Source organism: Streptacidiphilus carbonis (assembly GCF_000787775.1).
In the GTDB taxonomy this organism is placed as follows: domain Bacteria; phylum Actinomycetota; class Actinomycetes; order Streptomycetales; family Streptomycetaceae; genus Streptacidiphilus; species Streptacidiphilus carbonis.
On sequence record NZ_BBPM01000075.1, the window covers coordinates 25,311 to 31,918 of the forward strand.

Consider the following 6,608-nt stretch of genomic DNA (forward strand, 5'->3'; position numbering starts at 1 on the left):
CGAATGGAGGTGGCCTCAGAGCTTTCCCTGCCGGTGTCCCCGCAGGCGGCGGCGGCGTACCGATACTGCGAGGCGGTGACCGGCGCGCAGGCCCGCAACTTCTCCTACGGCATCAGACTGCTCCCGGCCCCCAAGCGCAGGGCCATGTCCGCGGTCTACGCGCTGGCCCGCCGGATCGACGACATCGGTGACGGCGAGTGGTCCGACGAGCGCAAGGCCGAGCACCTGGGCCTGACCCGGGCCATGCTGGACGAGATCCGCGAGGGCGCGGTCGAGGCCGAGGACACCGACCCGGTGAAGGTCGCCCTGGCCGACGCCTGCTCCCGCTTCGACATCCCGCTGGACGCCCTGGACGAGCTGATCGACGGCGTGGAGATGGACGTCCGCGGCGCCGAGTACGAGACCTTCGACCAGCTGCGGGTCTACTGCCGCTGTGTGGCCGGCACCATCGGCCGGCTGTCGCTGGGCGTGTTCGGCTGCACCGACCCCAAGCGCGGGGCCGAGTTCGCCGACACCCTGGGCCTGGGCCTGCAGCTCACCAACATCCTGCGCGACGTCCGCGAGGACGCCGCCAACGGACGCACCTACCTGCCCGCCGAGGACCTCGCCAGGTTCGGCTGCGAGCAGGGCTTCCTGGGCCGTCCCGCCCCCGGCGCGGACTTCACCGGCCTGGTGCTGTTCGAGGCCAGGCGGGCCCAGGACTACTTCGACGAGGGCCTGCTGCTGCTGCCGATGCTGGACCGGCGCAGCCGGGCCTGCGTGGCGGCGATGGCGGGCATCTACCACCGGCTGCTCCAGCGGATCGTCCGCGAGCCCGAGGCGGTGCTCCGCGGCCGGGTGTCGTTGCCGGGCTGGGAGAAGGCATATGTGGCACTCTCAGGGCTGGCCACCGGAGGCGCGGCGTGAAGCGCCTCGAACCGGGGCGGTGGTGGGCGACGGGAGGGCAGGCTTCTTGAGTGACCGTCGGACGGCGGCGACGGACCGTGGGGCGTTTGTCACACAGGGTCGTTGGGGAGTCACGTCGTTGAAGAACGAGGCAGGCGTGCTGGCACGTCGGCATGTAGGGAGAGGCGCATGAACGGGCGGACGGCTGTGGTCGTCGGCGGGGGGCTCGCGGGGATCACGGCCGCGCTGCGTCTGGCCGACGCAGGGGCCGAGGTGACCCTGGTCGAGGCCCGTCCCCGACTCGGCGGTCTGGCCTTCTCCTTCAAGCGCGGGGACCTGTGGGTCGACAACGGCCAGCACGTCTTCCTGCGCTGCTGCACGGCCTACCGCGGGCTGCTGCAGCGGCTGGGCGTCACCGACCAGGTCGAGATCCAGCGGCGACTGGACGTCCCGGTGCGGGACGTGACGACGGGTCGGACCGGGTCGCTGAGCCGGGCCGGGCTGCCGGTGCCGCTGCACCTGGCCAAGAGCCTGGCCCTGTACCCGCACATGAGCACCGCGGAGAAGCTGGCCACCGGCCGCGCCGCGCTGGCCCTGCGCGGTCTGGACCTGGAGGACCCGGCGCTGGACCGGGAGTCCTTCGGCGACTGGCTGCGCAGGTACGGGCAGTCGCCCCGGGCCGTGGACGCGCTGTGGGACCTGGTCGGCGTGGCCACCCTGAACGCGACCGCCGACGACTCGTCACTGGCGCTGGCGGCCATGGTCTTCAAGACCGGGCTGCTCAGCGATCCGGGCGCGTCCGACATCGGCTTCGCCAAGGTCCCGCTCGGCGCGCTGCACCACGACGCCGCGCACGCGCAGCTGGAACGCGCCGGGGTGCGGATCCTGCTGCGCACCAAGGTGACGCGGCTGAAGTCGGCGGAGGGCGGCGGCCACCGGGTGGAGCTGGCCGGCGAGCGGCTGGACGGCGGCTCCGAGCTGCTGGAGGCCGTGGACGCACTGGTGCTGGCGGTTCCTCAGGACGAGGCCCACGGCCTGCTCCCGCCCGGCAGCATCGAAGCCCCGGAGCGGCTGCTGGAGCTGGGCCACGCGCCCATCCTCAACGTCCACGTGGTCTACGACCGCAAGGTCCTGGACCGTCCGTTCCTGGCCGCGCTCGGCTCGCCGGTGCAGTGGGTCTTCGACCGCACCGCGCACTCCGGGCTGCGCGGCCCCGGGCAGTACCTGGCCCTGTCCCAGTCCGCCGCGCAGGACGAGATCGACCTGCCGGTGGCCGAGCTGCGCAGCCGCTACCTGCCCGAGCTGGAGCGGCTGCTGCCGGCGGCGCGCGGCGCCGGGGTCACCGAGTTCTTCGTCACCAGGGAGCGCACCGCGACCTTCGCACCCGCGCCGGGATCCGCGCGGCTGCGGCCCGCCGCCCGAACCAGCACCCCCGGCCTCTACCTTGCCGGCTCGTGGACGGCCACCGGCTGGCCCGCGACCATGGAGAGCGCCGTCCGCAGCGGCAACGCCGCCGCCGGCGCCGCCGGGGCCGACCTGGCCGCGGCCGGCGCCGCCCGGACCGGCTGACGAATCCGCAGACAGGTTGGTAATGACAGCGACAGCAGAGCCCCGGACGAACAGTCAGAACGGAGAGGGAACTAGCGTGGTTTCGAGCCCTGAGGACACTCGCCCGGCACGACCGGCGGAGCCGTCCGTCGACTCCGTCGGCGCCGTCGACGCCGATGTGCGGTCGCTGCTCGAACGCGGCAGATCGCTCTGTACTCCCGTACTGCGGGAGGCCGTCGGACGACTTGCACCGCCCATGGACCGGGTGTCCGCCTACCACTTCGGCTGGACCGACGCCGAGGGCAGGCCGACCGAGGGCGACGGCGGCAAGGCCGTCCGTCCGGCGCTCGCCCTGCTTTCCGCACAGGCGGCGGGCGCGCCGGCCGAGGTCGGCATTCCCGGCGGTGTTGCCGTCGAACTGGTGCACAATTTCTCGCTGCTCCACGACGACCTGATGGACGGCGACGAGCAGCGCCGGCACCGGGCCACGGTCTGGACCGTGTTCGGCCCGGCCCAGGCCATCCTGGTCGGCGACGCGATGTTCGCGCTGGCCAACGAGGTGCTGCTGGAGGCGGCCGACAAGGGCGGCACCACCGGGGTGGACGCCGGCCGGGCGGTGCAGCGGATCACGCTGGCCACCCGCAAGCTGATCGACGGTCAGGCCCAGGACCTGTCCTTCGAGCACCGGGACCGGGTCAGCGTCGAGGAGTGCCTGGAGATGGAGGGCAACAAGACCGGCGCGCTGCTGGCCGCCTCCGCCTCGGTGGGCGCCGTGCTGGCCGGCATCGACGACGCCGGCGCCGACGCGCTGGAACGCTACGGCTACCACCTGGGGCTGGCCTTCCAGGCGGTGGACGACCTGCTCGGCATCTGGGGCGCCACCGAGGTCACCGGCAAGCCCAACTTCGGCGACCTGCGCCAGCGCAAGAAGTCCCTCCCGGTCTCGGCCGCGCTGGCCGAGGGCGGCCCCGCCTCGGTCCGGCTGGCCGAGCTGCTGGCCGATCCGGAGGGACGCGGACACGAGGACGAGGAACAACTCGCGGTCCGCGCGGCTTTGATCGAGGAGGCGGGCGGACGCGCCTGGACCGCCGAGGAGGCGCGCCGGCAGCACCGGACCGCGCTGGCGGCCCTCGACGAGGTGCCCATGCCCGCCCAGGTTCGGGAGCAGTTCCATGCGCTCGCCGAATTCGTCGTGGTCAGGGAGAGGTGACGATATGACAGCAACCGCGGACGGCCGGCTCGACCCACAGTACGAGGCAGAGCCCGTCGCGGAGAGTGGTAAGCCGGCCGAGGCCGGGAAGGCGACTCCGGCATTCGGTGAGGATGTGGCTCCCGGGGAGGAGCCGGGCGAGTCACAGACGGCCCGGACGGTCGAGGCGGCCCAGATGTTCGAGGCGGCCCAGACGGCCCAGGCCGGGCCGGGCCCGGCCCCGGACACCCGCGCGCTCGCCGCGCAGACCCTGGAGCGCGCCACCCAGCACCTGCTCGGCCTCCAGGACGAGCAGGGGTGGTGGAAGGGCAATCTGGAGACCAACGTCACCATGGACGCGGAGGACCTGCTGCTCCGTCAGTTCCTGGGGATCAGGACCGAGGAGCAGACCAGGGCGACCGCCGACTGGATCCGCTCGCAGCAGCTCCCGGACGGCACCTGGGCCACCTTCTACGGCGGCCCGCCGGAGCTGTCCACCACCATCGAGGCCTATGTCGCGCTGAAGCTGGCCGGGGACGACCCGCAGGCCCCGCACATGCTCCGGGCCTCCGCCTACATCCGCCGGCACGGCGGCATCGCCGCAGCCCGGGTGTTCACCAGGATCTGGCTGGCGCTGTTCGGCTGGTGGCCCTGGGACCGGCTGCCCGAGCTGCCGCCCGAGGTGATCTTCCTGCCCCGCGGCTTCCCGCTGAACATCTACTCGTTCGGCTGCTGGGCCCGGCAGACCATCGTGCCGCTGACCGTGGTCTCCGCGCACCGCCCGGTGCGCGAGGCCCCCTTCGCCCTGGACGAGCTGCACACCGACCCGGCCGACCCGTACCCGGCGCGGCCCTTCGCGGCCGCGCACACCTGGGACGGCTTCTTCGAGCGACTGGACCGGGTGCTGCACCTCTACCACCGGATGCCGGTGCGGCCGGTGCGCAAGCTGGCCCTGCAGCAGGCCGCCCGCTGGATCGTGGACCGGCAGGAGGCCGACGGCTGCTGGGGCGGCATCCAGCCGCCCGCCGTCTACTCGCTGATCGCGCTGCACCTGCTCGGCTATCCGCTGGACCACCCGGTGATGAAGGCAGGCCTGGCCGCCTTCGAGCGCTTCACCGTGCACACCGACGAGGGCCACCGCTGGATCGAGGCCTGCCAGTCCCCGGTCTGGGACACCTGCCTCGCGGTGGTCGCGCTGGCCGACGCCGGCCTCCCCAAGGACCACCCGGCCCTGGTCAGGGCCAGCGACTGGATGCTGGACGAGGAGGTCACCACCCGCGGCGACTGGGGCGTGCAGCGTCCCCGGCTGCAGCCCGGCGGCTGGGCGTTCGAGTTCGACAACGACACCTACCCGGACATCGACGACACGGCCGAGGTCGTGCTCGCCCTGCGCAGGGTGGACCACCCCAGGCCCGACCGGGTCGGGGCGGCGGTCGGCCGGGGGGTCGACTGGACCCTGGGCATGCAGTCCAAGAACGGCGCCTGGGCCGCCTTCGACGTCGACAACACCAGCACTCTGCCCAACAAGCTGCCGTTCTGCGACTTCGGCGAGGTGGTCGACCCGCCGTCGGCCGATGTCACCGCCCATGTGGTGGAGATGCTGGCCTCGGTGGGGATGACCGACGACCCCCGGGTCCGGCGCGGCGTCGACTGGCTGCTGCGCGAGCAGGAGGACGACGGCTCCTGGTTCGGCCGCTGGGGCACCAACTACATCTACGGGGTGGGTTCGGTGGTCCCGGCGCTCATCTCGGCCGGCATCCCGTCCTCGCACGGCTCGGTCCGCCGGGCGGTGCAGTGGCTGGAGCAGCACCAGAACGCCGACGGCGGCTGGGGCGAGGACATGCGCTCCTACAGCGACCGCAGCTGGGCCGGGCGCGGCACCTCCACCGCCTCGCAGACCGCCTGGTCGCTGATGGCGCTGCTGGCGGCCGGCGAGACCGGGGACACGGTGGACCGGGGCGTGCGCTGGCTGGCGTCCACCCAGCTGCCGGAGGGAACCTGGGACGAGCCGGAGTTCACCGGCACCGGCTTCCCCTGGGACTTCTCCATCAACTACAACCTCTACCGGCTGGTCTTCCCGGTCACCGCACTGGGCCGCTACCTGCACGGAACCCCGGAGCTCGATCCGGGCGTCCCCGTACAGGAGGAGCGGACCCGCCCCCAGCGGCTGCTGCTGACGGGAAGGCGATCGCGGTGAGACTCCGATCATTCGGGGGACGACCCCCCGCACCCCCACGTGAACCCGGGGCGGCGGGAGTACTGCACATGGAAGACGCGCAGCCATCCGGAGCAGACCCGGAGGGCAGCGCTCGGAGTACCGGATGAGCAGGGAGCCCGCGAGACCGGGCCGTCCGGACGGGCGGCCGCTGCTGCTCGCCTGCGCGCTGGGGGCCGAACAGGCCGCTCTGCGCGCGGGCGTGCGCGGCGCGCCGCCGGTGCGGCTGATCCGTACCGGCATGGGCGGCGACAAGGCCTTTCGCTCCGTCAGCAGTGCGCTGGCGCAGCTGGAACGCGCGCCGGGCGCGTTCCTCTTCGCGGGCTTCGGAGCGGCTGTGGGACCGGGAATACGCCCCGGCGACGTCCTGGTTGCCACTGAGGTGCGTGATGCCGGCAGCGATTCCGGGGACGGCGCGACGGAGCTGCCCGGCCCGGACGCGCTCGTCGGCGCGCTCCGCTCCGCCGGACTCACCGTGCACACCGGGCCGCTGTTCAGCGCGGACGCGGTGGTGCGCGGGGAGCGCCGGGCGGAACTGCACGCCGCCGGGGTGCTCGGGGTCGACATGGAGACGGCGGGGGCGCTGCGCGCCCTGCCCGCCGGGCTGCCCGCCGCGGCCGTCCGCGTCGTCGTGGACACCCCGGAGCACGAGCTGCTGCGCCCCGGCATCCTGCTCCACGGCCTGCGCGCCTGGCGCGCGCTGCGCACGGCCGCACCCGTACTCGCCGCCTTCGGCTCGCCGTACTCAGAAAGGGCTCTGGTGACCTCCTC

General features: G+C 73.4%; 5 protein-coding genes. All 5 read left to right on the forward strand.

What is annotated here, in order from left to right; translation table 11 throughout:
* The first annotated feature begins 3 nt into the window (after positions 1-3).
* Positions 4-906, forward strand: a complete 903-nt coding sequence (gene hpnD, locus TR46_RS33840; RefSeq protein ID WP_042409852.1) for a presqualene diphosphate synthase HpnD — start codon at positions 4-6, stop codon at positions 904-906.
* Between the two features lie 168 nt (positions 907-1,074).
* Positions 1,075-2,454 (forward strand): hydroxysqualene dehydroxylase HpnE, encoded by a 1,380-nt coding sequence (gene hpnE / locus TR46_RS33845; protein ID WP_084719169.1) that lies wholly within the window; start codon positions 1,075-1,077, stop codon positions 2,452-2,454.
* Positions 2,455-2,476: 22 nt separating this feature from the next.
* The gene (locus TR46_RS33850) at positions 2,477-3,643 is read left to right on the forward strand and encodes a polyprenyl synthetase family protein (protein ID WP_084719170.1); all 1,167 of its coding nucleotides are present in this window, start codon (positions 2,477-2,479) and stop codon (positions 3,641-3,643) included.
* Positions 3,644-3,647: 4 nt separating this feature from the next.
* Entirely contained in the window at positions 3,648-5,819 is a 2,172-nt protein-coding gene (gene shc / locus TR46_RS33855; protein WP_439654413.1) for a squalene--hopene cyclase, read from the forward strand.
* Between the two features lie 124 nt (positions 5,820-5,943).
* On the forward strand, positions 5,944-6,608 hold a 665-nt coding region (locus TR46_RS33860; protein ID WP_063770733.1), incomplete at its 3' end, for a 5'-methylthioadenosine/S-adenosylhomocysteine nucleosidase family protein.